This is a genomic window from Streptomyces kronopolitis (assembly GCF_014646275.1).
GTDB classification, from domain to species: Bacteria; Actinomycetota; Actinomycetes; order Streptomycetales; family Streptomycetaceae; genus Streptomyces; species Streptomyces kronopolitis.
The window spans coordinates 64,967-86,891 of record NZ_BMND01000005.1; the positions used below are offsets into that span (position 1 = coordinate 64,967).

A 21,925-nucleotide genomic window follows, 5' to 3' on the forward strand; every position below is an offset into this window, starting at 1 on the left:
GCCGGTCAGCCGCAGGAGGTATGGGCCTCGGGCAGGGTGCCGTTGAGGAGGAAGTCGTCGACGCGGGTCTGTACGCAGGGGTCGCCGGTCGTGTAGGCGGCGTGCCCCTCGCCCCGGTAGGTCAGCACGACACTGGAGTTGTCCAGCGCCCGGGCCATGGCGAACGCGCCCTGGTAGGGCGTCGCCGGATCGTTGGTGGTGGCGACGAGCAGCATGGGCGGCGCGCCCGGCGCCGAGACATTGCGGGAGGAGTCGTCGCCGGCCACCGGCCAGTCGTAGCAGTCCAGCAGGGTGGGGGCGATGTCGGGGCCGAAGAGCGGGGAGGCCTTGGTCAGTTCGCGCTCCGCGCGCGGGTAGTCGTCGGCGCCGTAGCGTTCCGAGGTGTCCCGGCAGGAGATCGCCCGCAGGGCCAGCTGGTCCTGCGGCGGTAGCGCGTCCCGACCGACCTGCCGCGCCGGGAGCCGGGCGGCGCTGCCGCCGCTGTCCCCGCTGTCGCTCAGCCGGAGGATCCCCGAGGCGTCCCCGCGCCGCAGCTGGGCCAGCGCCTGGCGCAGCTGCGGCCATGCGCTTCTGCTGTAGAGGGCCTCCCGCAGGGCGTACACATAGGTGGTCTCGTCCACCGTCTCGCCGTTCACCTTCATCGGCCGGTCGCTCAACTGGCGGTACCAGCTCAGGAGTTGCTGCTGCGCCTGGTGCGGGTCGGTGCCCAGCGGGCAGTCCGCGGAAGCGATGCAGTCGGCGGCGAAGTCGTCCAGCGCCCGCTGGAAGCCGCGAGCCTGGGCCACCGCGGTCTGCCAGGTGTTCTTGGTCGGGTCCTCGACGCTGTCCAGCACCATCCGGCCGGCCTTGTCGGGGAATTCGTGGGCGTAGACCGCGCCGAGCTTGCTGCCGTAGGAGAAGCCGAGGTAGTTGAGCTTGTCGTCATGGACCGCGGCGCGCAGCACATCCATGTCCCGGGCGGCGTCGGGGGTGCCGACATGGGGCAGCAGTCCGCCGGAGTAGCGGCCGCAGGCGTCGTTGATGCGCTTCTCCTTGTCGGCCAGGCTGTTGTTGTCGCCGGTGGACGGGGGCGGGGTGAGGGTGCTGCCGCAGGAGACGGGTTCGGAGTGGCCGGTGCCGCGCGGATCGAAGCTGACGATGTCGTATTGCTGCCCCAGCCGGGCGAAGGCGCTGCCGCTGTCGATCAGGTAGTTGACGCCGGAAGCACCCGGCCCACCGGGGTTGAGCACCAGTGAGCCGAGCCGCTTGCCGGGGCCGGTGGCCTTGAGCCGGGTCAGCTGGATCTGCATCGTGGTGCGGCCGGGGTCGGAGTAGTCCCGCGGCACCGTCAGCCGGGCGCACTCCAGGCGGCCCCGGAAGCCGGGCGGCTCGGTGGCGGCCCCGCTCTGCGCACCGCTCCGCACGTCCCCGCCGCACGGCTCCCAGGAGAGATGCTGCTGGTAGAACGGCGTCAGATCCTGGTCACCGGCTGCCACCGCGGCGGGAGTTCCCGCGGCGACGCCGCACAGCGCCACCGCCACCGCGCCGGCCCACAGCCGGACGGACGCCGCGCGCCGGCGAACAGGCCGCGCTCCCCCTGTTCCCACGCGAGACCGCGCACGGCGTCTTCCCGGCATATTCCGAGCGTAGGGCCGTTGCCCGGCGTCCGCACACCTGCGGCCGGGCCGTCCGCCGCCGTATCGGCGCGCGATTCCACCACGCAACGCCATCAAACGCATACACCAGGTCACCGCGAGGGCTCTTCCTGCGCTTCAAGATGCGGAGGCCCGAACACGGCGCACTCTGGAACGAGGGCGGACCACCGAGGCCGGAGGCGCGCTCAGCGGCCGAGGGCGTGGCGCAGCTGCTCCTTGGTCATCGAGGAACGGCCTTCGACATGGCGCTTCTTCGCCTCCTCGTACAGCTGGTCCCTGGTCGGGCCCTGCGCACCGCGGTGGGAGCGCTCGCCGCCCCGCTGCGGAGCGGACTTCGGGTCGCGGGTGGAGACCCTGCCCGGTGACTTCGCCTCGCCGGCGCGGGCCCGCTCCTTGTTCACCGTGCGCGCGGCGATCTCCTCGGCGCGCTTGCGGGGCGTTCCCCGTTCCTGTGCGCCTTCCTTGATGTGCTCGTACTGGCGCTCACGCTTTTTGCTCGAACCGGCGGGCATGCTGACCTCCTTGACGTGGGCGGGCGGCCGCGCCGGGCCGTGCGCGGCGGCGACGCGGCGGGCCCGTCCGACCGAATGCCGCAGCTACCACTTCAGCCCGAACGGCGTCGGTGCGCGACTCGGCGCGCGCGGCGATGGGCCGTCCGGCCGGGCGGACGCCGCTTTCGGGTGCCCGCGAGTTTTCGGGTGCCCACGAGCCGCTTTCCCCAACGGTCCCGAGGACATGTTTCCGGGTGGAACCGCCGGGCACCCGCATCACCATCACAGGAAGATCGACCTGTGGTGAAAGGAGAGTTCACCGTGGCCGCGAGCAATTCCCCCGCTTACACCGTTCCCGGCATGACGGAGGCCGAGGGCGCAGAGGTCATCGAACGCCTTCGGCTGAGGCTGCACGCGCTCAATGACCTGGCGCTGACGCTCAAGCATGTGCACTGGAATGTCGTGGGTCCGCATTTCATCGCCGTCCACGAAATGCTCGACCCGCAGGTGGATTCCGTCCGCGCCATGATCGACGCCACCGCGGAGCGCATCGCGACACTGGGCGGCTCCCCGTCCGGCACGCCGGGCGCGCTGGTCGAGGAACGCACCTGGGAGGACTACTCCGTCGGACGGGCGGACGCCATCGCGCACCTGGGCGCGCTGGACCTCGTCTACTCGGGGATCATCAAGGACCACCGGGCGGCCGTGGCGGCCACCGACGAGGTCGATCCGGTGACCCAGGACCTGCTCGTCGAGCATCTGCGCTCGCTGGAGCTGTTCCAGTGGTTCGTCCGGGCGCATCTGGAGAGCGCCGGCGGCACGCTCAGCACCGACGCCGCGCACACCGAGGCGGCGGCGGGCCGGGTGGCCGTCCAGCAGGCGCGCCGCTAGCCCCCGCCCCGCCGGCCCCGCCCCCGCCGTACGGGGGCGGGGCCGCGCCGGTCAGTGCCGCAGCGCGTCCCGGCCCCTTTCCACGGCCTGCTTCATTTTCCCTCTGGCCTGTTCGGCTTTCCCCCGGCGGGCCAGGCCCTTGTTTCCCAGCGCCTTACCGGTGGATTCCATGGCCTTTCCCCCGACGATATGGCCGAGGTTTCCGGTCTTCTTCCCGATGCCCATGTCGCGCTCCTTCGGGGTCATTCGGCCGGTGGCAGCAGCGTCCCCAGCGGACCGAGATCCAGATTGAGGTCCTGCATCTTCAGGTCGTATTGGGCGCAGAGTTCCACCATGCGGTCGTGCAGAATCATCAGCGTCGCTCCCAGCCGCTCCTCCTGTTCCTCGGTGAGGTCGCCGGAGTCGACCCGTTGCAGGGCCTGGCGCTCCATGAGCTGGCGCAGCAGCTCGACGAGGGTCAGCACGAGCTTGATGAGGTCGCGTTCCACGGTGTCCGGATCGGTGCGCAGCCGGTGTGCCGGGCTCCGCCGTTCCCTGCCGCCGGACGGCTCTTCGTCCTGCGGCGCCGCGGGCAGCAGCCGGAACGCCCGGGCGGCCGCGTCGGCGACATCGTCGAAGCGCCGGGCGGGGCCGCGGTCCTCATCCGTCATGGCCGTCGCGCACCGGGGAGGCGGTGGTGGACCACGGGGCGGGCATCTGCTCGCTGATGGAGACGATCAGCGCGCGCAGGGAGATGCGGACGAGGTCGATGTCGGCGATGGAGAGCACGACATCGCCGGTGAGGACCACCCCGCCGCTGAGCAGCCGGTCCAGCAGGTCGATCAGTGCGATCTGCCGGTCCGGCAGCGGATCGCGGTCCACCGCCGGCGGCTGTCCGTCCGCCGCCTTCACGATGCGGCCCTCATGGTGCGGCCCGCCTCGTGGGCTCGGTTTCGGGCGGCGTGGCGAAGGAGTAGGGGGCCCAGGGCCCGGTGACCTCGACGCGCACCCCGCTCAGGCCCTCGGCGGCCCGCAGGACGTCGGCGCGGAAGCGCTCGGCGTGCCCCACCGGCACCAGATAGGCGTCGTTGATGACGTTCTCCCCCGGGCCGCGGGCGAGTTCGCCCTGCTGGGGCCGGTGCTGGACCCGGTCGACGGCGTGGTGCCGGGCGGCGTCCTCGACGCGCCGGGCGATCTCCTCGGCGTCGCGGTAGGCGTCCTCGCGGGCGTGCCGCTGGGCCCGGCGGTGGCTGAGGTAGGCCCGCCCGGGGCTCAGCTCCGGTGCGGCCGGCGGGGCGGCCGGGCGGTCGGTGGCCGCGGGCGCCTCGACGTAGATCTTGACGCCCCACTCGGTGTGGGCGGTGAGGTCGGACAGCCGTCCCGCGAAGGCCTCCTGGCGGGCGTCGAGCATCTGCCGCACCCGTTCGTCGTCGAGGTACACCGTGGCCAGCCGGAGCGGCAGGACGGTGGTGCGCTCGGCCAGCGCGCCGATCACCCGGTGGTGGGCGCGGGCCACCGACTCCAGCCAGTCCAGGTCCTCCAGGTGGGCGCGCAGCGCGGACTCCTGGAAGTCCTGCTCGGGCACCGGGCTGACGGCGACCACCAGCTCGCCGCGGTGTCCGGCGCGCACCAGGTGCACCGACGCGTCCGCCACGCCGGGCAGTCCGGACAGCGCCCGGTCCAGCGTTCCGTCGTCGTCCCGGGCGACGGCGTACGCGTAGCTGATGGTCTCCGTCATGACGTGTCCCGCCGCCTACCGCGGGAGCGGGGAGCGGGCCGCCCGGCGCGGGAGGTCCGTGCGGTGCGGCGGGGCGCGGGCCGGCTCTCCTCGGGCTCGGCCTCGTCCTCGTACTCCTCGCCGCCCTCGCCCTCCACGTACTCGGCCTCCTCGTACGCGTCCTCCTCCTCGTCGGCCGCCGGCAGTTCCTCGCGCAGCGCCTCGATCTCGGCGCGCAGCCGCTTGTTCTCCTCGGCGAGCGAGTGGGAGCCTTCGGAGGCGCGGGAGGAGAGCGAGGGGTCGTGCTCCCACCAGTCGATGCCCATCTCCTTCGCCTTGTCCACCGAGGCGACCAGCAGCCGGAGTTTGATGGTGAGCAGCTCGATGTCCAGCAGGTTGATCTGGATGTCACCCGCGATGACGATGCCCTTGTCCAGGACCCGTTCGAGGATGTCGGCGAGGTTGGCCGACGAGCCCTGCCCGCCGGGCGCGGCGGCCCGGGACGGGTAGTCGCCCGTCCTGCGTGCGAGGGGTTCGTTCACGGCCGCCGCACCTCGATCCGCGGCGCTCGCGGCAGGGCGGCCGCAGCGCGCGGCCGCGCGCCGGCTCCCCGGTGACCGCGGTCAGCCGCCGGTGCCCTGCACATGCGCCCTGATCTCTTCCAGCCGGTCCAGCAGTTCGTCCTCGCGCCGGTCGAAGGTCTCCTCATCGATCTCGCCGGCGAGCAGCGCGCGTTCGAGGGCGGCGAGTTCCCGCTCGATGGGTGCGGGGTCGTAGTACTCCTCCTCCGCGGCGTCGACGACGCGTTCCATGACCCAGGCCACGCCGCGCACGGGCGCCAGCGGAAGGGTGGCGAGTTGGCTCAACAGTCCCATGGGGACTCCCTAGACGAAACTGTAGGCGGGCAGCGGGCCGAGCAGCCGGAGGTCGAAGTCCTCCCCCAGCTCCTTGGCCAGATCCTGCTGCGCGCCGAGGAAGCTCTTCTCGTTGTCCTGCTCCACCAGGAAGGACACGCTCAGGAAGTCGTCCCCGGTCGCCTGCGACAGGCGCTCCTCGCGGGCGAACCCGCGCAGTGCGTCGACGAGTTGGCCGGCGAGCGCCTCCTGCCGGTCCTGTACTTCCCGGGCGATCAGTTCACCGAGGGCGAGCGGCAGTTCCGGTCCGCCAGTACCGCTCTTGAGCTGGTCGTTCAGCGTGCGTGCCTCGTCCGACTCCGAGAGGATCTGCCGCAGCAGCGCCTCCTCGGCCTGGGCGGCCTTGAGGTGGTACTCGACGCACCCCTCCAGTGCCTCCAGCCGCTCGGTGAATTCCTCCGCACGCTCCTCCAGTACCTCGCGCACGGCCTCGTCGTCCGTGGTGGTGAAGCCGAACTGCAGGGGCAGGACGGTGCCGTCGGCCATCAGCGTCTCCTGGACGGCCTGATGCGCGCCGAGGTCGCGGCGCTTGGGGCGCAGCTGCTCGGGGGCGTCGCTGACGACGGCGGTGAGTTCCTCGCTGCGCACCGTGCGCAGCGTGGACGGCGGGTCGCCGACCCCGTGCAGGGACGTGAGGTGCTGGGGGTGGCTGGTCGCCACGATGGAGTAGACATAGACGGGCATCGCTCACTCCTTCCGGCGACGGGCCGGGCGACGGGCCGGCCGCTCACGCCGGCCGGCGGGCTCCTTGTGCTTCTCCTCGTCCTCCTCCTCGTCGTCGCCGCCCTTGAGGGCGTCGCTGACGGCTTCCGCGGCCCCGGACAGCGCGCCCTTGGCCTTGCCGTGCGAACCGCCCTCGGTGACCTCGCCGACCAGGTCGGTCAGCTGGGAGGGCGCCTTGCGGCCCTCCTCCAGGTCGAGGCGGTTGCAGGCCTCGGCGAAGCGCAGGTAGGTGTCGACGCTCGCGACGACGATGCGGGCATCGATCTTGAGAATTTCGATGCCGACCAGCGACACGCGCACGAAGACGTCGATGACCAGTCCGCGGTCCAGGATCAGATCGAGGATCTCGTAGAGATTGCCGGAGCCTCCCCCGCCGCCGGTGGCGACGGATCCTCCGCCTTGCGGCACCACAGTCACGGTGCCTCCCTTCACCGGCTCACCCCGCGTGCGGGGCGGCCGAGTCGTTCGCCCGGCGAACGTGCTGCGGCGGGCCGCCGGTCCTCAACGCCGGTCGACCTGGCCGCGGGTGTAGCGGCGGGTGCGTTCGTACGCCACCAGCTCGCCTTCGGTGTCGAGCCTCACCCGGTACGTCGCCATCACGCTGGTGGTTCCGGGCACCCGTTCCAGCTCCAGGACCTCCACATCCGCCTGCCAGCCGTCCTCCGTCGGCTGCACCGCGGAGACGGACTCGGGCGCCCGCCCCAGCAGCTGTTCGAGCTGCTCGGAGGCGTTCCGCATGGCGCGCGGCGCCGAAACGCGGCGGGCCGCGCGCTCCGTCGTCCCGCTCTCGCGGCCGTCGGCCCGGCCACTGCCGGTTTTTCTTACGGCTTTCTTGGCGGTCTTCTTACCGGACGGACGCCGGACTCGTTCCGTGTCGTCCTCTTCGTCTGCGGCCATGTTCTTCTCCGGATTCGGAGGCGACATGCTGCCCACGCCACTTCCAAGAGGCGCCACTACATGATATACGGCCTGGGCTGCGCGCATCTTGAACGATTCCGCCCCTGGCGGGAGGCGGGGCGGTCGGGGAACCGAGTGCCGCGGGCCGGTCGGCGGCGTAACGTCGGCACTGACCCGGGAGAGACGGCACGGCGGTCTCGGCACGGGGATACCGGCGGGCCGGAGTGGTCTCGATGGCGCGACGACAGCTGTGTGCAGGTGTGCGATGACCGGCGGGGCCGGGGCGGATCCGGTCGACCGGGCACTGCTCGGCGCCCTGCGGAAGACCGGCGCCTCGGCCGGCGGCCTCTACGAGCTGGCGGACGACGAACCGGTGCTGCAGCTCACGGTCATGAGCGGGATCCCGGCGCCGTTCCTGGAGCCGTGGAGCCGGGTGGCGCTGGCGGCCCCGATCCCGGTCGCGGTGGCCGCCCGCGAGCGGCGCCTGGTGTGGGCCGGCGGGCAGCAGCAGCTGGCCCGGGACTTCCCCCGCACGGCGGTGGCCGTGCCCTACGACTTCGCGCTGGCGGCCGCCCCGGTCGGCGACGGCGCCACCGGCCACGGCGCCCTGCTGCTGATGTGGCCGGCCGGGCACGCGCCGCAGCTGTCGGCGGACGAGTACGAGGCGGTGGCGGCCTCCTGCCGGCGTCTGGCGGCGCTGCTGGACGAGCGCCCCCGGCCCCGGGGCCCCGCCGCGCCCGCCGGTGCGCCGCGGGTCGTGTCGCCTCCGCCGCCGCGGTCCGTGAGCCCCCGTGAGGCGCTGGCGGCCGTCGACTACCTGGAGCGGATGCCCGGCGGCTGCTGCGCCCTCGACCTGGAGGGCCGCTTCACCCTGGTCACCACGGGCGCGGCGGAGCTGCTCGGCGGGCCGGACACCGGGCTGATCGGCTCGCGCCCCTGGGACGCCCTGCCGTGGCTGCGCGACCCGGCCTTCGAGGACCGCTACCGCGCCGCGGTGATCAGCCGCCGGGCGATGTCGTTCACCGCCTGCCGGCCGCCGGACCGGTGGCTGACGTTCCGCCTGTTCCCGGACGCCCGCGGGCTGAGCGTGTGGATCAGCCCCTCGGAGAAGGACTACGGGCCGGTGACGCCGCCTCCCGCGCAGGGCGAGGTGGTACCGGCGCGGGCCGGGCAGATCTACCACGTCCTGCACCTCGCGGCGGCCCTCACCGAGGCCGTGGGCGTGCGGGACGTCGTCGATCTCATCGCCGGTCAGATCGTGCCGGCGTTCGGCGCCCAGGGCATGATCATGTACGCGGCGGAGGGGGGCCGGCTGCACACCATCGGCCACCGCGGCTACCCCCCGGAGGCCATCGCCGCCTTCGAGGGCGTCGCCCTGGACGCCGCCCACAGCCCCGCCGTCCACGCCCTGGCCACCGGGGAGTCCAGCTTCTTCAGCTCCCCCGAGGACATCGAACGCGACTACCCGGGGCTGCTGCGGCTGACCGGCAAGGCGTCCCGGGCCGTGCTGCCGCTGGTGGTCTCCGGCCGCCCGGTCGGCTGCTGCATCCTCTCCTACACCCGGCCCCGCACCTTCAGCCCGCAGGAGCGCCAGGTCCTCACCTCGCTGGCGGGGCTGATCGCCCAGGCGCTGGACCGCGCCCGGCTGTACGACACCAAGCAGCAGCTGGCCCACGACCTCCAGGCCGGTCTGCTGCCGCACAGCCTGCCCGAGGTGCCCGGGTTCGCCGTCGCCGGCCGCTACCTGCCGTCGACCCGCGGTATGGAGATCGGCGGCGACTTCTACGACCTGATCCGGCTCGACGAGGGGCACATCGCGGCCGTCATCGGTGACGTCCAGGGGCACAACGCGGCGGCCGCGGCCTTCATGGGGCAGGCCCGCACCGCCGTGCGCGCCTACGCGGCCGCGGGGGTGTCCCCCGGCGAGGTACTGGCCCGCACCAACCGGCTGCTGACGGATCTGGACCCGGAGCTGTTCACCAGCTGCCTGTACGTCCACATCGACCTGCGGACCCGGCGGGCGTGCCTGGCCGGGGCCGGTCATCCGCCGCCCATCCTGCGCCACCCCGACCGGCACACCTCGGTGCTGCACGTACCGCCCGGACTGCTCCTGGGGATCGACCCGGACGCCCGGTACTCCGCCACGGAGATCACCCTGCCGTCCCGGTCCGTCCTGGCGCTCTACACCGACGGCCTGGTCGAAACGCCGGGCGTGGACCCCGAGCGCTCGGTCGCCGAACTGGCCGGGCGGCTCCACGACGCTCCGCCGCTGGGCCCCGAACGCCTCGCCGACGCGCTCCTGGAGAAGGACGCCGACACGGACCGGCAGGACGACGTGGCACTGCTCCTGCTGTCCGCCCTGCCCTCCGGCCCGGCCATCCCGGTATGAGCCCGGCGCCGCGGGCCGTGCGGCGACGCCGGGAAGGGTGAACGGCCGGGCGGGCGCGGGGGCGAGCGGCCGGGCGCCGCGGCGCGCTTCCACGCTGTCCCGATGAAGACCGCCGCCGGGTTTTACCCGGGACCGGAACAGGGAAGCAGCCTCTCCACGTCACGGTGACACGCCGGGACATCCACGCGGTGGGGCCGCGCACCACGGTCCCCGAGAGCCGGGGCGCACCCCCCGGAGGACGACGGCAGGGAAGACACGCCCGCGGGCAACCCAAGGGGAACGCACTACAGAGAGCACAACGACACCAGCACGCAGCAGTGCCGCCAGGCCCCTCACCGTCCGATACTGGTCCCGCCGCACCTCGACGTCCAAGGCCGGCACCCGCCACCCGAGAGGCCGTCAGCACCGTCCGCACGAGGTCGGCAGCAGCCCGCCGAAGCCCGATTCCCCTGCCCGGAGACTACCGAGATCAACCGCGGCCTACCTACCATGACCTGGACAAACACCGGTCATCGGGCCCACTGCCAGTTTCACCAGGAGGTACCCATGAAGATGCTGATCAACGTCGCCGAAACCGTGGTGGCCGATGCGCTGCGCGGCATGGCAGCGGCGCATCCTGAGCTGGTGGTGGATGTCGAGAACCGGGTGATCGTGCGGCGGGACGCGCCGGTGGCGGAGAAGGTGGCGCTGGTCTCCGGGGGCGGCAGCGGTCACGAGCCGCTGCACGGGGGATTCGTGGGGCCCGGCATGCTGGACGCCGCCTGTCCCGGCGAGGTCTTCACCTCGCCGGTGCCCGACCAGATGGTGCGTGCCGCGGCGGCCGTGGACAGCGGGCACGGCGTGCTGTTCCTCGTGAAGAACTACACCGGGGACGTGCTCAACTTCCAGATGGCGGCCGAGCTGGCGGAGGACGAGGGGGTGCAGGTGGCCAGCGTGCTCATCGACGACGATGTCGCGGTGAACGACTCGACGTTCACCGCGGGGCGGCGCGGCACCGGCGCGACCCTGTTCGTGGAGAAGATCGCCGGCGCCGCGGCCGAGGAGGGCATGCCGCTGGAGCGGGTGGAGGCGCTGGCCCGGCAGGTCGTGGCGTCGTCGCGCAGCTTCGGGGTGGCGCTGAGCGCCTGCACGACTCCCGCGAAGGGCAGCCCGACGTTCGATCTTCCGGACGGCGAGCTGGAGTTGGGCGTCGGGATCCACGGTGAGCCGGGGCGCGAGCGCCGCGCGATGATGACCTCGCGGGAGATCGCGGACTTCGCGGTCGACGCGGTGCTGGCCGAGCTGGACCCGCGGCTGCCGGTGCTGGTGCTGGTCAACGGCATGGGCGCGACCCCGCTGCTGGAGCTGTACGGGTTCCAGGCGGAGGTCCGCCGGGTGCTCGACGAACGCGGCGTGGCGGTGGCCCGCACGCTCGTGGGGAACTATGTGACCTCGCTGGACATGGCGGGCTGTTCGGTGACGCTGTGCCAGGTGGACGGGGAACTGCTGCGGCTGTGGGACGCGCCGGTGCAGACCGCGGGACTCCGCTGGGGCCGGTGAACCGGCGCCAGCTACCCGCTTTTCGTTGAGTACCCGAACGACCAAGGAGAGTAGTCCGTGTCCGAAACGGTGCTGGATGCCGCGTTCTTCGTACGCTGGATGACGGCGGCGGCCGCCGTCATCGACCGGGAGGCCGACCGGCTCACCGAGCTGGACTCCCCCATCGGTGACGCCGACCACGGGAGGAATATGCAGCGCGGCTTCGCGGCCGTGGTCACAGCGCTGGAGGCGGAGCCGCCGGCCACGCCCGGCGCCGTGCTGACCGCCGCCGGACGCAAGCTGATCTCCAGTGTGGGAGGGGCGTCCGGGCCGCTGTACGGGACGCTGCTGCGGCGGGCCGGCAAGGCGCTCGGCGAGGAGCCGCAGGTGTCCGCGCAGGAGCTGCGGACCGGGCTGAGCGCCGGGGTCGACGCGGTGGCGCAGCTCGGCGGCTCGGCGCCGGGCGACAAGACGATGCTCGACGCGCTGGTGCCGGGGGTCGAGGCGCTGGCGACCTCCTTCGACGCGGCGGCCACCGCCGCCGAGAAGGGGGCGCTGGCGACCGTGCCGCTCCAGGCCAAGAAGGGCCGGGCCAGCTATCTGGGCGAACGCAGCATCGGGCACCAGGATCCGGGGGCGACGTCCTCGGCGCTGCTGTTCGCGGCCCTCGCGGAGGTGGCGAAGTGAGCGAGCGGACGACGGACGGTGCGGCCGGCGGCACGGTCGGGGTGGTGCTGGTGTCGCACAGCGCGCCGGTCGCCGAGTCGGTGGCACAGCTGGCGGTCGGGCTCGCCGGTGGCGGCGGCACGGTGCCGGTGGCCGCCGCGGGCGGCGGTCCGGACGGCGGACTGGGCACGAGCGCGGAGCTGATCACCGAAGCGGCCCGGTCGGTGGACCGGGGTGCCGGGGTGGCGATCCTGGTCGACCTGGGCAGCGCCGTGCTGACCGTGAAGTCGCTGCTCGCCGAGGGCGACGAACTCCCCGAGGGCGCGCGGCTGGTGGACGCGCCGTTCGTGGAGGGCGCGGTGGCCGCGGTGGTCACCGCCTCGACCGGCGCGGATCTGGACGCGGTCGCGGCGGCGGCCGGGGAGGCGTACGGCTACCGCAAGGAGTGAGGCAGACCGGACCGGAGGCCGGCTGCCGCGCCCTGCTCAGGGTTTGCGGGCGACGCCCGCGTAGCAGGCGGCCTCCGCGTCGGTGACGTGTGTGGCGTCCTCGGGGTGGTCCGGGCGCCACTGGTGGGAGAGCGTCACGCCCGGCTCCAGCAGCTCCCAGCCGTCGAAGAAGCGCAGGAACGCGGCGCGGGAGCGGAACTGGAGCCGGGTGCCGGCCTCCCCGTAGATCTTGATGATCTTGCCCATGGCCTCGGGGCTGAAGTCCGGTGTCGCGTGGCTCATGGCGAGCGTACTGCCGCTGGGCAGCGCGGCCTTGAGGCACTCGACGATCTCGTGGGCGCGGTCGCCGCCGTCGTCGGGGACGAAGTGCATCAGCGCGTTCAGGCTGAGTGCGACCGGGCGGCCCAGATCGAGGGTGTCCAGGAGCTGGGGCGCGGTGAGGATGCCCGCGGGGTCGTGGACGTCGGCCTGGACGTAGGCGGTCCGGCCCTCGGGGGTGCTGCGCAGCAGGGCCGCGGCGTGCGCGAGGACGATCGGGTCGTTGTCGGTGTAGACGACCCGGGCGTCGGGGGCGATGCCCTGGGCGACGTCGTGGAGGTTCGGCGCGGTCGGGATGCCGGTGCCGATGTCGAGGAACTGCCGCATCCCGGACGCGGCCAGGACGCGGGTGGTGCGGTGCATGAACTCGCGGTTGATGCGGGCCGCGACCAGCGCGGCGGGGAAGACGCCCAGCACGCTGCCGGCGGCCATCCGGTCGGCGAGGAAGTTGGTCTTGCCACCCAGGAAGTAGTCGTAGATCCGGGACGAATGGGCCCGGTCCAGCCGCAGGTCCACCACGGACTCGTGCTCGTTCATCGTGCGCTGCCTCCCCGGTACGGCATATGACGCCGGCGCCCGACCGGCGCGCGGTGCCTCCCCCTCGTACGCCGCGCACCCCGGCGGCGCATCCCGCGCCGCCGTGCGCCTGGCTGGGGAAGCACTGCCCCGTCCGCCCCGGAACATGCCGGAGCGCAGCGGCGAAGGCGCCCGGCAACCGGAACCGCCCGCGGCACCGGCGTCACATGCCCGTGTCACGCGTAGTCATATGAATACGCTACGGAAGATTTTTGCCCACGCGATGCCACAAACGGGCGTACTTTCCGGTTCATTGGAGGGTGAGGGCAACCGCTCTCCCGCCGCCGGCCCGCCTCGGCGCCCGATGGCGGAGCACGGCAATCGGAACGAGGACGGCTCGTGAGCGTAGACCGGGACCGACCGCTACCGGCGTGCGCCCCGGCGCATGCCCATACCGCGGAGTTATCGGCACCATCCCGCTGCGGGCTCCCGTCCGTCACACCGGTCGCGCTCGACCGCCAGCTGTCGATCACCTTCGAGGCGTTCCTGTCGACGCATGCGCGCAAGTGGCTGACGTACGCCTATCTGCACACCGGCAGCCAGGCCGCGGCCAGGGAGGTCACCCGGGCGGCGTATGAGCGGCTCGGCAGGCTGTGGCCACACGCCCTACGGCAGGCGTCGGTGGAGGCCTACGCCTGGTCGGTGCTCAAGGAGCGGGTGGTGGAGTGGCTCTACGACCACCAGCAGCCCACCGCGCTCACCGAGACCGCCGCCTTCGCCGTCGTCACGCACGCCCTGCTGCGCGAGTGCCAGCAGCAATTCGCCATGCTGGAGAGCCAGTTGGGGCTGTACGCGGCCATCGCGCGGCTGCCGGAGCGGCAGTGCGACGTGATCGTGCTGCGCCATGTCATCGGCTACAGCGACGCCCAGATCGGCTCCTTGCTCGGCGTCGACGAAGTGACCGTGCGCTCCTACGCGAGCCGCGGCAAGCGCAAGCTCGCCGCCGCGCTCGGCATCGACCGGGGAAACCCCAGGGGGAACTGACCATGTCGCACATCCGTCCCGCCGCCCGCCGGGAGACCGTCGAGACGCTGCTCAGCGCCGCCGCCGCGGTGTCCTGGATCGAGGGCCTCTCGGGGTTCCACGATCTCGACGACGCGGGGGTGCTCGGTGCCCTGGGCACCACCCGCCGCAGGGGGGCGGCCGACCCCGACGGCCCGCCGCCGGCGGTGTCGGCGGCGCGCGACGGCCAGGGCGCGCCCAGCACCTATCCCAGCGCCCGCGACGAGGCCACCCATGAGCTCCAGCTGGCCTGCGCGCTGGTCGTCAACGCCGCGGCGGCCGCGGCGAGCCTGGAGCGGCTGGTCAACGACCACCGCATCGACCCCGAGGGGGCGCTGGTCTTCGCCTGCCTGCTGCACATCACCGGGCGCGGGGACGCGGCGCACTTCTGGTGGCACTTCGGCGCCGGCGCCGGCAGCCGCACCGCCGCCTACTGCCTGTATCTGTCCCACCGCCGCAACGGCGAGTACCGGGACGCCGCCTACTGGCGCGAGCAGGCCGCCCACGCGCCCGACGAGGAGCGCCGCTGCGTGGCCGCGTTCGACGAGAAGCAGCTGCTGCCGGACTCCGCCCGGCACAACCTGCTGGTCCAGTGGCACAGCGGGCTGGCGCCGACCCTGCCGGACGCCCTGGAGGAGGTGATCCACCGCCTCGCCGTGGACGGCGAGGACGAGGACTTCGGGGCGATCCCGCACCCCTCCCCCACACTCGTCCGGGATCTCGGCCGGGCGCGGTAGCAGGCCCGGCGGGCGGCCACCGGGCCCGGGTGCCTCACGCCTCGTCCGGGTCCGGGGCGGAGTCCTCCACCTCCGGCGGCCAGGCCGGGCGGCTGGCGTCGGGAACCGCGGTCAGCGCGTGGCCGACGGTGGGATAGCAGGAGAAGACGTTCAGGGACTGCGTGCCGACCAGCAGGCGCAGCATCCGCACCCCGAGCGAGGCCAGCAGCAGCCGGCCCTCCAGCCGGCGGCACAGCCACTCCAGGGCGAGCAGGCAGCTCAGGCCCCGTGAGTCGCAGAAGCGCAGTGCGGTCAGATCGAGCACCAGGAAGCGGTGCCCGGCCGAGACCACCGACCGCGCCTCGGCGAGAAACGCCTGCTCGGTGCGGAGGTCCAGCTCTCCGCTGACCCGCAGCACCGCGCACTCCTCCGCCTGCACGATCGCAGTGACCGCCAACGACCGCATCTCCGCACTCATGGCGTCCAGACTAAGCGCCGCCGCGGGCGGCCTCACCGCCACGGCCGGGCGGCGCACCTCCGCGGGCCCGCCCTCCGGCCGGTCCCGGAGCCCCCTACGGGCCCGTGACCAGGGCCGTACGGGCACCCGTTCGTGCGTCCGGCCAGGCTGACAGGGCGCCCGAGCGGGCAGAAACGGGCAGATCTTCTGCCGTAACGGGCATCCTTTTGCACCGCCCTGCTTGCTATAAACCTGATGCGGGCGGAAACGGGCAGTGCCGTGACCGAACGGAAAACGGAAACAATCAGAACCAGCCAGGAGTGAGCCATGAGGGCCGAGGAACGCCAGCACCGCATCCTCGCGCTCGCCCGGCAGTCCGGCCGGGTCGAGGTCGCGGACGCCGCGGCGGAGTTCGGCGTCGCCCGGGAGACCGTGCGGCGCGATCTGAGCGAGCTGGAGCGCCGGGGCCTGGTCCGGCGCACCCACGGGGCGGCGTATCCGGTCGAGAGCGCCGGTTTCGAGACCACGCTCGCCCGCCGGGAGACCCAGCAGGTGGACGAGAAGCGCCGGATCGCGGCGGCCGCGGCGGGGCTGGTCGGCGAGGCGGAGACGGTCTTCGTCGACGAGGGCTACACGCCCGAGCTGGTCGCCACGCTGCTGCCCGCCGACCGCCCGCTGACCGTGCTCACCGCCTCGCTGCGGACCGCCTCGCTGGTCGCGGCGTCCGATGACATCACCGTCCTGCTGGCGGGCGGCCGGGTGCGCGCGGGCACCCAGGCCACGGTGGGCTCCTGGGCCCGCGACATGCTCGCCCGGTTCGTGATCGACCTGGCCTTCCTGGGGGCGAACGGCGTCTCCCGGGAACACGGCCTGACCACCCCGGACCCGGCGGTGGCCGAGGTCAAGGAGCAGGCCCTGCGCTCCGCCCGGCGCCGGGTGCTGGTGGGCGTGCACAGCAAGTTCGGCGCCAGCAGCTTCTGCCGGTTCGGCGAGGTGCGCGACATCGACACGATCGTCACCGACGCGGGCCTGTCCGCGCCGGAGGCGCATCGCTACTCGCTCCTGGGGCCGCAGGTGCTCCGGGTCTGACCGGGCGGGGGCCGCCCGGACGACCGGCCCCGTACCGCATCACCACATCCTCCACAGCGCACCGCCGGAAGCCGGGAGACCCCGGCCGCCGGACGGCTCCCTGGCGTACCCCGAAACAGCGGTACGCGCCCCCGCACCGCCCATCCGCGGCGGTGCTCCCTCCCCCGACCCCTGTCCACGCCCTCAGAAAGGTACGAGCCGTGAGAGCACGACCCCCCGGACCGCGCCGCGGCGGCCGCCCCCTGGGGCTGACCGCCCTGGCGGTGGCCCTGGCGCTGTCCACCACCGGCTGCTACCGCGGCGCCGGCGACGCGGGCAACGAAGGCCGCGACACGCTCAACGTCCTGATGGTCAACAACCCGCAGATGGTGGATCTGCAACGGCTCACCGCCGAGCACTTCACCAAGGAGACCGGCATCACGGTCCACTTCACCGTGCTGCCGGAGGACGATCTGCGCGACAAGATGAGCCAGGACTTCTCCAGCCAGGCCGGGCAGTACGACGTGGCCAGCGTCAGCAACTACGAGACGCCCATCTACGCCCGCAACGGCTGGCTCTCCCCGCTCGGCGGGCGGGCCGCGGCGGACCGCGGATTCGACCAGGGCGACATCCTCCCCCCGGTCCGCTCCTCGCTGACCGCGGCCGACGGCAAGCTCTACGCGGAGCCGTTCTACGGCGAGTCCTCCTTCCTGATGTACCGCAAGGACCTCCTCAAGGCCGCCGGGCTGACCATGCCCGCCCGCCCCACCTGGCACCAGGTCGCCGCCATGGCGGCGAAACTCGACGGCTCCCGCCCCGGCATGAAGGGCATCTGCCTGCGCGGCCAGCCCGGCTGGGGCCAGCTGGCGGCCCCGCTGACCACCGTCGTCAACACCTTCGGCGGCACCTGGTTCGACAAGGACTGGCGGGCGAAGGTCGGCAGCCCGGAGTTCACCGCCGCCACCCGCTTCTACGTCGACCTGGTGCGCAAGCACGGCGAGCGGGGCGCCCCGCAGGCCGGCTACACCGAGTGCCTCAACGACATGCAGCAGGGCAAGGTCGCCATGTGGTACGACGCGACGGCCGGCGCCGGTTCGCTGGAGAGCGGCGACTCCAAGGTCGCCGGCAAGGTCGGCTACGCCCCGGCGCCGGTGGAGCGCACCCGTGAGGCGGGCTGGCTCTACACCTGGGCCTGGGGTGTGCAGAAGGCGAGCAAGCACCAGGACGCGGCCTGGAAATTCATCTCCTGGTCCTCCGGCAAGAAGTACGAGCAGCTGGTGGGCCACGAGCTGGGCTGGTCGCGGGTGCCTGGCGGCAAGCGGGCCTCGCTCTACCGCGACCCGTCCTACGCCAAGGAATCCGGGGCGTTCGCCGGTGCGACCGAGCGGGCGATCAGCGCGGCCCGGCCGCAGGACCCCGGCGTGCAGCCGCGCCCGGCGCCCGGGATCCAGTTCGTCGGCATACCCGAGTTCTCCGACCTGGGCACCAAGACGTCGAACGAGATCAGCTCGGCCATCGCGGGCAAGCAGAGCGTCCCCGAGGCCCTGACGAAGAGCCAGCGACTGGCACAGGAGGTGTCCGATGCCTACCGGGATCACTGAACCCGTGGCCGGCGCCCCGGCCTCCGCCATCGGCGATGGCGTCCGCCCGGCCGTGCGGGTCCGCCGCGGTGAGCGGGCGAAGGAATGGGCCCGCCGGGCGCCCCTCCTGCCGGCACTGGTCTTCCTCGTCCTCGTCACCCAACTGCCGTTCCTGGCCACGGTGGTGATCTCGTTCACCCGCTGGAACGCGCTGGCCCCCGACCACCGCGGCTTCGCCGCCCTCGACAACTACCGCGCAGTCTTCACCGATCCGGCGATGCGGGCCTCGGTGGGCACGACCGTGCTGCTGACGGTGACCGTGGTGCTGGTCAGCCTGCTCCTCGGGCTCGGTCTGGCGCTGCTGCTCGACCGGAGCTTCCGCGGGCGCGGCCTCGTGCGGACCCTGCTCATCACGCCGTTCCTCATCGTGCCGGTCGCCTCCGCGCTGCTGTGGAAGCACGCGCTGTACAACGCCTCGTACGGGCTGCTCAACGGCGCGCTGACCTGGATATGGGGGCTGTTCGGCAGCGACAACCCGCCGCAGCCGGACTGGATGACCGACTCCCCGCTGGCCGCGGTGGAGGTGTCGCTGATCTGGCAGTGGACCCCGTTCATGATGCTGATCCTGCTGGCCGGGCTGCAGAGCCGGGCGGCGGACGCGGTCGAGGCGGCCCGGATGGACGGCGCCTCCGCGTTCGACATCTTCCGCTATCTGACCCTGCCGCACCTGCGACGCTACCTCGAACTGGCCGCCCTGCTGGGCACGGTGTACGTCGTCCAGAACTTCGACGCGGTGTTCACCCTCACCTCCGGCGGCCTGGGCACCGCCAACCTTCCGTACACCATCTACCAGACCTTCTACCAGGCCCATGACTACGGACGGGCGTCCGCGCAGGGCGTCGTCGTGGTGCTGTGCTCGCTGCTGGTGGCGACCTTCGCGCTGCGCACCGTCTCGTCCCTGCTGCGCGAGGAGGTCACCCGATGACCGGCATGTCCCTGAGCCCGCGCCGCGACCGCTCCCCGGCCACCCGGCGCCGGCGGCGCACCGGCGGTCTGCTGGGCCTGGCGGCCTGGCTGTGCGGCATCGCCTTCTTCCTGCCCGTCGCCTGGATGGTGCTGACGTCCTTCCACAGCGAGGCGGACGCGGCGACCAATCCGCCGAGCGTCGGCGCCGGACTCAGCTTGCACGGCTACCGCGAGTTCTTCGGCGCCTCGGGCAGCGGCGTCAGCCCCTGGCCCCCGCTGCTCAACTCGCTGACCGCCTCCGTCGCCTCGACCCTGCTGGTGCTGCTGCTGGCGGTGCCCGCCGCCTACGCGCTGGCCATCAAGCCGGTGCGCAAGTGGAGCGATGTGCTCTTCTTCTTCCTGTCCACGAAGATGCTGCCGCTGGTGGCCGGGCTGCTGCCGGTCTACCTCGTCGCCCAGCACACCGGGATGCTCGACAGCATCTGGCTGCTGGTCCTGCTCTACACCTCGATGAACCTGCCGATCGCGGTGTGGATGATGCGCTCGTTCCTCGCCGAGGTCCCGGTGGAGATGCTGGAGGCCGCCTCGATCGACGGGGCGGGGCTGACCACCACCCTCACCCGGATCGTCGCGCCGGTCGCCATGCCCGGCATCGCGGCGACGGCCCTGATCTCCTTCATCTTCAGCTGGAACGAGCTGTTGTTCGCGCGGGTCCTCACCGGCGTCGTCGCCGGTACCTCGCCGGTGTTCCTGACCGGACTCGTGACCAGCCAGGGCCTGTTCCTGGCCAAGGTGTGCGCCGCCGCCACCGTCATCTCCCTCCCGGTGCTGCTCGCCGGGTTCGCCGCCCAGGACAAACTCGTCCAGGGCCTGTCGCTTGGAGCCGTGAAATGAAAGCCGCAGTGATCAGCGCCCCCGGCACGGTCGAGGTCAGCACCGTCGAGGACCCGGCGCCCGGCCCCCGCGAGGTCGTGGTCTCGGTCGCCGCGTGCGGACTGTGCGGCACCGATCTGCACATCCTCCAGGGCGAGTTCGCGCCGACGCTGCCCGTCGTGCCGGGCCACGAGTTCGCCGGCACGGTCGTCGCCACCGGCAGCGCGGTGACCGAACTGGCCGAGGGCGACCGGGTGGCCGTCGACCCGTCGCTGTACTGCCACGAGTGCCACTACTGCCGCCGGGGGCGCAACAACCTCTGCGAGCGCTGGGCCGCGATCGGGGTGACGACGTCCGGCGGCGCCGCCGAGTTCGCCGTCGCCCCCGTCGCCAACTGCGTCAAGCTGCCGGAGCACATCCGCACCGAGGACGCGGCCCTGATCGAGCCGCTCTCCTGCGCCGTCCGCGGCTACGACATCCTGCGCTCGGCCCAGCTGGGCACCCGGGTCCTGATCTACGGCTCGGGCACGATGGGTCTGATGATGCTGGAGCTGGCCAAGCGCACCGGCGCGGCCGGCGTCGATGTCGTCGACATCAACCCGCAGCGGCTGGCCACCGCCCGCACCCTGGGCTGCAGCGCCGCGGCCGGCTCCGCCGACGAGCTGGACCGGCCACGCGGCTGGGACGTGGTCATCGACGCCACCGGCAACGCGCACGCCATCCAGGACGCGCTGGGGCGGGTCGGCAAGGGCGGCACCTACCTCCAGTTCGGCGTCGCCGACTACGCGGCCCGCGCCACCATCGATCCCTACCGCATCTACAACCAGGAGATCACCATCACCGGCTCGATGGCGGTCCTGCACAGCTACGAGCGCGCCGCGGAGCTGTTCGCCGCCGGGGCCCTGGACCCGGAGGTCTTCATCAGCGACCGGCTGCCGCTGGACCGCTACGCCGAGGCACTGGGCCGCTTCCGGGCAGGCGAAGGGCGGAAGATCCTGGTACGGCCGTGAGGCCCGGCGGGCGGCGCTGCGGCACGGCGCCGCCCGCGGGGGCGAGTTCGCCGTGCAGCAGCGCCGTGCCGAGCGGGGTGAGGGCGTGGATGACGCAGCCGCCGTCCCGCCGGCTGCGGGCGAGGTTGGCCTCGCGCAGGGCGCTCACGTGCTCGCTGGCCGAGGGGGCGGAGACCCGTAAGCGGCGGGCGAGTTCGCCGGTGGTGGCCGGGGCGTCGAGGGCGGCCAGGATGCGCGCCCGGGTCCGGCCGAGCAGGGTGCACAGCGCCTGCGGATGGCGGCCGCGGGTGGTGGCCGGCGCCCAGGACGCGGTGTGCTCCACGGGGTGGACCAGCACCGGCGGCAGTCCGGGGTCGGCCAGGGCGATGGGTCTGCGCCAGCAGAAGTGGGAGGGGATCAGCCGCAGTCCGCGCCCCTGGAGCCGCAGATCGCGGTCGTGCGGATAGTCGACGTGCAGCACCGGCGGCTCCCAGCGCAGCGCGGGGCGGTAGGCGTCCAGCAGCCGGTCGACGCCGTCGCGGCACAGGGTGCGGGCGCGGGCGCCGCGGTCGGAGTCGACCGTGGCGGCCGCCTCCGTCCAGTCCGGGGCGATCACCGCGCGGTGCACGTCCCGCAGTGCGGCGGCGAGTTCGTCGAGCGGCCGCCGGCCGCCCGCGGCCAGCGCGCCGGTCCAGCGCGGGAGCCGGGCCGGCAGCCCGGCCCGCGCGGTCTCGGCGACCAGCCGGCCCGGGGGCGTGTCCCGCAGCGCCGCCAGGCCCGCGGCCAGGCCGTCGCGGGCCGCGTCGGGGGTGAGGAAGTCCGGGAAGTACGGGGCGTGGGCCGGGGCCAGGGCGGCGATCAGCCGGGCGGCGGGTATCAGCCCCCGCTCGTCCAGTTCGCTTCGGGCCCTGGCGCGCCAGGGCCCGAAGACCGGCACGCCGCGGCCGGGCGGCACCAGTTGGTGCATGGCCAGCACGGTCTCCCAGAGCGGATCGGGTTCGGCGGCGATCTGCACCCGTGCCAGATCCCGGTCCTCGAAATGGATGCGCAACATGCGGCCCCCGCGGCATGCTCATGAACCCTGTGGCCAGGGCCCCCCGTTCGGGGCCCGG

At 73.1% G+C, this 21,925-nt stretch carries 26 protein-coding genes; 12 read left to right on the forward strand and 14 right to left on the reverse strand.

The window, feature by feature from the left end:
* Nucleotides 1–5 precede the first annotated feature (5 nt).
* Together IEY78_RS08205 and IEY78_RS08210 are read right to left on the reverse strand one after the other, a co-directional pair.
* Nucleotides 6–1,475 (reverse strand): alpha/beta hydrolase, encoded by a 1,470-nt coding sequence (locus IEY78_RS08205; RefSeq protein ID WP_229699783.1) that lies wholly within the window; start codon nucleotides 1,473–1,475, stop codon nucleotides 6–8.
* Nucleotides 1,476–1,819: 344 nt separating this feature from the next.
* Nucleotides 1,820–2,146: a plasmid stabilization protein gene (locus IEY78_RS08210; RefSeq protein ID WP_189096943.1), complete on the reverse strand. Its 327-nt coding sequence runs from the start codon at nucleotides 2,144–2,146 to the stop codon at nucleotides 1,820–1,822.
* 339 nt (nucleotides 2,147–2,485) lie between these two features.
* Here IEY78_RS08210 and IEY78_RS08215 point away from each other — a divergent pair, with 339 nt between their 5' ends.
* Nucleotides 2,486–3,016 (forward strand): Dps family protein, encoded by a 531-nt coding sequence (locus IEY78_RS08215; protein WP_189097135.1) that lies wholly within the window; start codon nucleotides 2,486–2,488, stop codon nucleotides 3,014–3,016.
* A gap of 51 nt (nucleotides 3,017–3,067) precedes the next feature.
* Here the strand turns inward: IEY78_RS08215 and IEY78_RS08220 are convergent, their stop codons facing one another.
* From IEY78_RS08220 to IEY78_RS08260, 9 genes are all read right to left on the reverse strand, one after another.
* Nucleotides 3,068–3,241, reverse strand: a complete 174-nt coding sequence (locus IEY78_RS08220) for a CsbD family protein (RefSeq protein WP_189096944.1) — start codon at nucleotides 3,239–3,241, stop codon at nucleotides 3,068–3,070.
* Between the two features lie 17 nt (nucleotides 3,242–3,258).
* On the reverse strand, nucleotides 3,259–3,666 hold the full coding sequence (locus IEY78_RS08225) for a gas vesicle protein K (protein WP_189096945.1): 408 nt from the start codon (nucleotides 3,664–3,666) through the stop codon (nucleotides 3,259–3,261).
* Nucleotides 3,656–3,907: a gas vesicle protein gene (locus IEY78_RS08230; RefSeq protein ID WP_189096946.1), complete on the reverse strand. Its 252-nt coding sequence runs from the start codon at nucleotides 3,905–3,907 to the stop codon at nucleotides 3,656–3,658. The genes IEY78_RS08225 and IEY78_RS08230 overlap by 11 nt, the downstream gene beginning before the upstream one ends.
* Before the next feature lie 10 nt (nucleotides 3,908–3,917).
* Entirely contained in the window at nucleotides 3,918–4,733 is an 816-nt protein-coding gene (locus IEY78_RS08235; RefSeq protein ID WP_189096947.1) for a GvpL/GvpF family gas vesicle protein, read from the reverse strand.
* A complete protein-coding gene (locus tag IEY78_RS08240; protein ID WP_189096948.1) occupies nucleotides 4,730–5,254 on the reverse strand; it encodes a gas vesicle protein in 525 nt (174 codons plus the stop codon). The genes IEY78_RS08235 and IEY78_RS08240 overlap by 4 nt, the downstream gene beginning before the upstream one ends.
* 81 nt (nucleotides 5,255–5,335) lie before the next feature.
* Entirely contained in the window at nucleotides 5,336–5,587 is a 252-nt protein-coding gene (locus IEY78_RS08245) for a gas vesicle protein GvpG (RefSeq protein ID WP_189096949.1), read from the reverse strand.
* 9 nt (nucleotides 5,588–5,596) lie between these two features.
* Complete coding sequence (locus IEY78_RS08250) at nucleotides 5,597–6,310, reverse strand: GvpL/GvpF family gas vesicle protein (protein ID WP_189096950.1); 714 nt, start codon at nucleotides 6,308–6,310, stop codon at nucleotides 5,597–5,599.
* A gap of 3 nt (nucleotides 6,311–6,313) precedes the next feature.
* On the reverse strand, nucleotides 6,314–6,766 hold the full coding sequence (locus IEY78_RS08255) for a gas vesicle structural protein GvpA (protein WP_189096951.1): 453 nt from the start codon (nucleotides 6,764–6,766) through the stop codon (nucleotides 6,314–6,316).
* Nucleotides 6,767–6,850: 84 nt separating this feature from the next.
* The gene (locus IEY78_RS08260; protein ID WP_189096952.1) at nucleotides 6,851–7,246 is read right to left on the reverse strand and encodes a gas vesicle protein GvpO; all 396 of its coding nucleotides are present in this window, start codon (nucleotides 7,244–7,246) and stop codon (nucleotides 6,851–6,853) included.
* A 265-nt stretch (nucleotides 7,247–7,511) separates the two neighbouring features.
* Here IEY78_RS08260 and IEY78_RS08265 point away from each other — a divergent pair, with 265 nt between their 5' ends.
* The 4 genes from IEY78_RS08265 (at nucleotide 7,512) to IEY78_RS08280 (ending at nucleotide 12,268) form a co-directional block, all read left to right on the forward strand.
* Complete coding sequence (locus IEY78_RS08265) at nucleotides 7,512–9,635, forward strand: SpoIIE family protein phosphatase (protein WP_189096953.1); 2,124 nt, start codon at nucleotides 7,512–7,514, stop codon at nucleotides 9,633–9,635.
* A 546-nt stretch (nucleotides 9,636–10,181) separates the two neighbouring features.
* Nucleotides 10,182–11,174 carry a dihydroxyacetone kinase subunit DhaK gene (gene dhaK, locus IEY78_RS08270; protein ID WP_189096954.1) on the forward strand — a complete coding sequence of 331 codons (993 nt, stop codon included), beginning with the start codon at nucleotides 10,182–10,184 and terminating at the stop codon, nucleotides 11,172–11,174.
* 69 nt (nucleotides 11,175–11,243) lie between these two features.
* Nucleotides 11,244–11,840, forward strand: coding sequence for a dihydroxyacetone kinase subunit DhaL (dhaL, locus tag IEY78_RS08275; RefSeq protein WP_189097136.1), 597 nt, complete (start codon nucleotides 11,244–11,246; stop codon nucleotides 11,838–11,840).
* Complete coding sequence (locus IEY78_RS08280) at nucleotides 11,837–12,268, forward strand: PTS-dependent dihydroxyacetone kinase phosphotransferase subunit DhaM (protein WP_189096955.1); 432 nt, start codon at nucleotides 11,837–11,839, stop codon at nucleotides 12,266–12,268. The genes dhaL and IEY78_RS08280 overlap by 4 nt, the downstream gene beginning before the upstream one ends.
* Nucleotides 12,269–12,304: 36 nt before the next feature.
* On the opposite strand, the gene IEY78_RS08285 is transcribed toward IEY78_RS08280, so the two are convergent.
* On the reverse strand, nucleotides 12,305–13,123 hold the full coding sequence (locus tag IEY78_RS08285; RefSeq protein ID WP_189096956.1) for an SAM-dependent methyltransferase: 819 nt from the start codon (nucleotides 13,121–13,123) through the stop codon (nucleotides 12,305–12,307).
* Nucleotides 13,124–13,501: 378 nt separating this feature from the next.
* Here IEY78_RS08285 and IEY78_RS08290 point away from each other — a divergent pair, with 378 nt between their 5' ends.
* Both IEY78_RS08290 and IEY78_RS08295 read left to right on the forward strand, forming a co-directional pair.
* Nucleotides 13,502–14,146 carry an RNA polymerase sigma factor gene (locus tag IEY78_RS08290; RefSeq protein ID WP_189096957.1) on the forward strand — a complete coding sequence of 215 codons (645 nt, stop codon included), beginning with the start codon at nucleotides 13,502–13,504 and terminating at the stop codon, nucleotides 14,144–14,146.
* 2 nt (nucleotides 14,147–14,148) lie between these two features.
* Nucleotides 14,149–14,901, forward strand: coding sequence for a hypothetical protein (locus IEY78_RS08295; protein WP_189096958.1), 753 nt, complete (start codon nucleotides 14,149–14,151; stop codon nucleotides 14,899–14,901).
* Between the two features lie 34 nt (nucleotides 14,902–14,935).
* Here the strand turns inward: IEY78_RS08295 and IEY78_RS08300 are convergent, their stop codons facing one another.
* Nucleotides 14,936–15,358 carry an STAS domain-containing protein gene (locus IEY78_RS08300; RefSeq protein WP_229699784.1) on the reverse strand — a complete coding sequence of 141 codons (423 nt, stop codon included), beginning with the start codon at nucleotides 15,356–15,358 and terminating at the stop codon, nucleotides 14,936–14,938.
* Nucleotides 15,359–15,664: 306 nt separating this feature from the next.
* Between IEY78_RS08300 and IEY78_RS08305 the strand changes: the two genes are divergently transcribed.
* The 5 genes from IEY78_RS08305 to IEY78_RS08325 all read left to right on the forward strand — a co-directional run bounded on the left by IEY78_RS08305 (nucleotide 15,665) and on the right by IEY78_RS08325 (nucleotide 20,834).
* Nucleotides 15,665–16,426, forward strand: a complete 762-nt coding sequence (locus IEY78_RS08305) for a DeoR/GlpR family DNA-binding transcription regulator (protein WP_189096959.1) — start codon at nucleotides 15,665–15,667, stop codon at nucleotides 16,424–16,426.
* A gap of 200 nt (nucleotides 16,427–16,626) precedes the next feature.
* Nucleotides 16,627–18,006 (forward strand): ABC transporter substrate-binding protein, encoded by a 1,380-nt coding sequence (locus tag IEY78_RS08310; RefSeq protein ID WP_189096960.1) that lies wholly within the window; start codon nucleotides 16,627–16,629, stop codon nucleotides 18,004–18,006.
* Nucleotides 17,987–18,970, forward strand: coding sequence for a carbohydrate ABC transporter permease (locus IEY78_RS08315; RefSeq protein WP_229699785.1), 984 nt, complete (start codon nucleotides 17,987–17,989; stop codon nucleotides 18,968–18,970). Before IEY78_RS08310 ends, IEY78_RS08315 begins: the two co-directional genes overlap by 20 nt.
* Before the next feature lie 5 nt (nucleotides 18,971–18,975).
* Entirely contained in the window at nucleotides 18,976–19,845 is an 870-nt protein-coding gene (locus tag IEY78_RS08320; RefSeq protein WP_373294100.1) for a carbohydrate ABC transporter permease, read from the forward strand.
* Nucleotides 19,842–20,834 carry a zinc-dependent alcohol dehydrogenase family protein gene (locus IEY78_RS08325; RefSeq protein WP_189096962.1) on the forward strand — a complete coding sequence of 331 codons (993 nt, stop codon included), beginning with the start codon at nucleotides 19,842–19,844 and terminating at the stop codon, nucleotides 20,832–20,834. Before IEY78_RS08320 ends, IEY78_RS08325 begins: the two co-directional genes overlap by 4 nt.
* Here the strand turns inward: IEY78_RS08325 and IEY78_RS08330 are convergent.
* Nucleotides 20,746–21,867: a helix-turn-helix domain-containing protein gene (locus IEY78_RS08330; RefSeq protein WP_189096963.1), complete on the reverse strand. Its 1,122-nt coding sequence runs from the start codon at nucleotides 21,865–21,867 to the stop codon at nucleotides 20,746–20,748. The genes IEY78_RS08325 and IEY78_RS08330 overlap by 89 nt on opposite strands.
* Nucleotides 21,868–21,925 lie beyond the last annotated feature (58 nt).

Bases quoted from the DNA above. Each gene is read 5' to 3' on its own strand.
- IEY78_RS08225 (WP_189096945.1), bottom strand. From the start codon at position 3,666: ATGACGGATGAGGACCGCGGCCCCGCCCGGCGCTTCGACGATGTCGCC.
- IEY78_RS08250 (WP_189096950.1), bottom strand. From the start codon at position 6,310: ATGCCCGTCTATGTCTACTCCATCGTGGCGACCAGCCACCCCCAGCAC.
- IEY78_RS08220 (WP_189096944.1), bottom strand. From the start codon at position 3,241: ATGGGCATCGGGAAGAAGACCGGAAACCTCGGCCATATCGTCGGGGGA.
- IEY78_RS08210 (WP_189096943.1), bottom strand. From the start codon at position 2,146: ATGCCCGCCGGTTCGAGCAAAAAGCGTGAGCGCCAGTACGAGCACATC.
- IEY78_RS08325 (WP_189096962.1), top strand. From the start codon at position 19,842: ATGAAAGCCGCAGTGATCAGCGCCCCCGGCACGGTCGAGGTCAGCACC.
- IEY78_RS08260 (WP_189096952.1), bottom strand. From the start codon at position 7,246: ATGGCCGCAGACGAAGAGGACGACACGGAACGAGTCCGGCGTCCGTCC.
- IEY78_RS08315 (WP_229699785.1), top strand. From the start codon at position 17,987: ATGCCTACCGGGATCACTGAACCCGTGGCCGGCGCCCCGGCCTCCGCC.
- IEY78_RS08245 (WP_189096949.1), bottom strand. From the start codon at position 5,587: ATGGGACTGTTGAGCCAACTCGCCACCCTTCCGCTGGCGCCCGTGCGC.
- IEY78_RS08295 (WP_189096958.1), top strand. From the start codon at position 14,149: ATGTCGCACATCCGTCCCGCCGCCCGCCGGGAGACCGTCGAGACGCTG.
- IEY78_RS08215 (WP_189097135.1), top strand. From the start codon at position 2,486: ATGACGGAGGCCGAGGGCGCAGAGGTCATCGAACGCCTTCGGCTGAGG.
- dhaK (WP_189096954.1), top strand. From the start codon at position 10,182: ATGAAGATGCTGATCAACGTCGCCGAAACCGTGGTGGCCGATGCGCTG.
- IEY78_RS08285 (WP_189096956.1), bottom strand. From the start codon at position 13,123: ATGAACGAGCACGAGTCCGTGGTGGACCTGCGGCTGGACCGGGCCCAT.
- IEY78_RS08300 (WP_229699784.1), bottom strand. From the start codon at position 15,358: ATGAGTGCGGAGATGCGGTCGTTGGCGGTCACTGCGATCGTGCAGGCG.
- IEY78_RS08235 (WP_189096947.1), bottom strand. From the start codon at position 4,733: ATGACGGAGACCATCAGCTACGCGTACGCCGTCGCCCGGGACGACGAC.
- IEY78_RS08330 (WP_189096963.1), bottom strand. From the start codon at position 21,867: ATGTTGCGCATCCATTTCGAGGACCGGGATCTGGCACGGGTGCAGATC.
- IEY78_RS08320 (WP_373294100.1), top strand. From the start codon at position 18,976: ATGTCCCTGAGCCCGCGCCGCGACCGCTCCCCGGCCACCCGGCGCCGG.
- IEY78_RS08265 (WP_189096953.1), top strand. From the start codon at position 7,512: ATGACCGGCGGGGCCGGGGCGGATCCGGTCGACCGGGCACTGCTCGGC.
- IEY78_RS08305 (WP_189096959.1), top strand. From the start codon at position 15,665: ATGAGGGCCGAGGAACGCCAGCACCGCATCCTCGCGCTCGCCCGGCAG.